The organism is Patulibacter sp. NPDC049589 (genome assembly GCF_040675535.1).
Lineage (GTDB): Bacteria > Actinomycetota > Thermoleophilia > Solirubrobacterales > Solirubrobacteraceae > Patulibacter.
On sequence record NZ_JBFAPC010000310.1, the window covers coordinates 1 to 2,582 of the forward strand.

A 2,582-nucleotide genomic window follows, 5' to 3' on the forward strand; every position below is an offset into this window, starting at 1 on the left:
GGCGATCGCTACATCGCCACCCGGGTGGTGCGCCGGGACGGCCGGGGCAACGTGAAGACGGCGGGCGCCGGCCTCCAGCTGATGCCGTCCGGTTTCGACGTCACGAAACTCGACACCGGCATGGACCTGGAGGATCTGGGCGAGGCGCTGGCCGGCACCCCGGCCGAGATGGACCGGGCCGTGCTGGACGCGGTCGGCCTGCCCTACGAGCAGTTCACCAGCTGCGTGGTGCTGCCGCAGGGCCAGTTCGCCGACTTCCTGCACGCCAAGCCGGCCACCCGCCAGCAGATCCTGGTCAATCTGCTCGGCCTGCACGTCTACGAGGAGGTGCAGGTCCGGGCCGCCGAGCGGGGCAAGACGGCGGAGACCAAGCTCGGCGTGGTCGAGCAGCAGATGGAGACGCTGGACGACGCGACCGACGAGGCGGTCGACGGCGCCGAGGCCTACCTGGAGCGGATGCGCGAGCTGACCCGGGCCGTGGAGGACGCGGTGCCGGGGCTGCGGGTGGCCCGGGAGGCGGAGACCGCGGCGCTCGGCACGCGGGACACGGTCGACGCCGAGCTCAGTCTGCTGTCGTCCGTGCGTACCCCGGCGGGTCTGGCCGAGGCGACCGGCGCGATCGTCGCGGCTCGGGCCGCCGCCGAGCAGGCGTCGCGTGAGGTGCACGCGGCCGAGGAGGCCGAGGAGAAGGTCCGTGGCGAGCTCGCCGCGGCCGATCGCGGCGCTCGAGTCGGCGATGATCTCGTTGACCGGCGCGGGCAGCCCGGCGCCGGCGAGCACCTCGGCGTACGCCTCGACGGGCAGGTCGGTGTAGGCGATCTCCTGGCCCGTGGCGTCGGACAGGAGCGCCGCGACCTCGGTCAGCGTCAGCGGCTGGTCGCCGGCGAGCTCGTAGGCCTGACCCTCGTGCCCGTCGCCCGTCAGCACCGCGGCCGCGGCCTCCGCGAAGTCCCTGCGCGCCGCCGGAGCGACCCGGCCGTCGCCCGCGGAGCCCGCGAGCCCGTGCTCGATCGTCGCCGCCAGCTGCCCCGTGTAGTTCTCCGAGTACCAGCCGTTGCGCAGGAAGACCGTGTTCAGCCCGGACTCCCGCAGGCGCTTCTCGGTCGCCTGGTGCTCGGACGCCAGCTGCATCGTCGTCGTGTCGGCGTTCAGAACGCTCGTGTAGGCCAGGAGCGACACGCCGGCGTCCTTCGCGGCGGCGATGACGTTGGCGTGCTGCGCGTCGCGCTGGCCGACCTCGCTGGAGGAGATCAGGAGGACGCGGTCGACGCCCTTCAGCGCCGAGGCGAGCGTGTCGGGGCGCGTGTAGTCGGCCTCCCGCACCTCGACGCCGCGGGCGGCGATGTCCTCGGCCTTGGCGGGCGTGCGGACGGCGGCGACGATCGACGCGGGGTCGACGCCGCGCTCCAGGAGGGCGTCGACGACGAGGCGACCGAGCTGGCCGGTGGCGGCGGTGACGGCGATGGTGGGCATGGTGGCTCCGAGGGTCTCGCGGTGGGCGCGGCCGGGATCCCGGCCGCCTGCGACCACCATTGCACAAACTTTTCGAAAGCGCTGTCCAAAGTGCGGCACGGCGGTCCGGAGAGCCCGTCGGCTACGATCACCCCATGGCCCGCTCCGTCGAGACCCCCGCAGCCCCGCCCGCGGCCGCGCCCGGCGACGAGGTCGATCCCACGCTGGAGCCGGACGTCTTCGCCCGCTGTTGCACCTCGCGCCACGTGCTCCAGGACGTCACGGGCCGATGGGGCGCGCTCGCGCTCGGCGCCCTCCACCAGGGCCCCGCGCGCTTCAACGCGCTGCGGCGCCGGGTCGACGGGGTCAGCGAGAAGATGCTCGCGCAGACGCTGCAGGCCCTCGAGCGCGACGGGTTCGTCCTGCGCGACGTGCAGGCCACCATCCCGCCGAAGGTCGAATACCGCCTGACGCCGCTGGGCGCCACGATCGCCGCGCACCTGGTGGGACTGATCGAGCTGCTCGAGGGCTCGATGCCCGAGGTCGCCGACGCCCAGCGGGCCTACGACGAGCGGTAGGCGCACTGCCCGGCCGGCGCCCACGAGCGGGGGCACGTCCGAGCGGGGCCGGGCGGCCGAGGCCTTCGGGGTGGTCGTCGCGTCGCACTGCCGGGGTGGTCGGCGTCGACGGGACGTCGACCGTGCGCTGCTCCTTCCCTGGGAAGGACGAACGCACTCTCGATGACCCGCTGGGCCCGCGGCGGTGCACGTCCGAGCAGGGCGCGGCGTCGACCGTGCGCTGCTCCTTCCCTGGGAAGGGCGAACGCACTCTCGATGACCCGCGGCCGCCGGGCGACCGACGGCGCCGACCGATCAGGGGGTGCGAGCCCGCCACACCGCCGCGACGCCGAGCCAGACCGTCGCCACCAGCAGCGCCGGCGCGAGCGTCAGGCTCGGGATCAGGTCGCCCGCCAGGATCCCGCCCGCGATGAACGCGACGAGCATCGTGACCGAGACGGGCGGCCGTCAGGCCGCCCGTCGGCCCCGGCGGGAGGCCCGGCGTCGCCGGCCGAAGATGGCGGCGTCGGCGACGGTGTTGATGTCGACGTCGTCGAGGACGACGGCGGCGCC

At 74.6% G+C, this 2,582-nt stretch carries 2 protein-coding genes and 2 pseudogenes; 2 read left to right on the forward strand and 2 right to left on the reverse strand.

Annotated features, from left to right (window positions below):
* Window positions 1-714: pseudogene (locus AB0L40_RS27535) on the forward strand (SMC family ATPase); the annotation flags it as partial.
* Window positions 715-819: 105 nt separating this feature from the next.
* Here the strand turns inward: AB0L40_RS27535 and AB0L40_RS27540 are convergent.
* Window positions 820-1,533, reverse strand: a pseudogene (locus tag AB0L40_RS27540) (SDR family oxidoreductase); the annotation flags it as partial.
* Between the two features lie 74 nt (window positions 1,534-1,607).
* Here AB0L40_RS27540 and AB0L40_RS27545 point away from each other — a divergent pair.
* A complete protein-coding gene (locus AB0L40_RS27545; RefSeq protein WP_364361965.1) occupies window positions 1,608-2,030 on the forward strand; it encodes a helix-turn-helix domain-containing protein in 423 nt (140 codons plus the stop codon).
* Between the two features lie 294 nt (window positions 2,031-2,324).
* On the opposite strand, the gene AB0L40_RS27550 is transcribed toward AB0L40_RS27545, so the two are convergent.
* Window positions 2,325-2,456 carry a hypothetical protein gene (locus tag AB0L40_RS27550; RefSeq protein ID WP_364361967.1) on the reverse strand — a complete coding sequence of 44 codons (132 nt, stop codon included), beginning with the start codon at window positions 2,454-2,456 and terminating at the stop codon, window positions 2,325-2,327.
* Window positions 2,457-2,582: the final 126 nt, after the last annotated feature.

What these genes read in the sequence shown, in the direction of transcription:
- AB0L40_RS27545 (WP_364361965.1), top strand. Translation starts at nt 1,608, where the DNA reads ATGGCCCGCTCCGTCGAGACCCCCGCAGCCCCGCCCGCGGCCGCGCCC.
- AB0L40_RS27550 (WP_364361967.1), bottom strand. Translation starts at nt 2,456, where the DNA reads ATGCTCGTCGCGTTCATCGCGGGCGGGATCCTGGCGGGCGACCTGATC.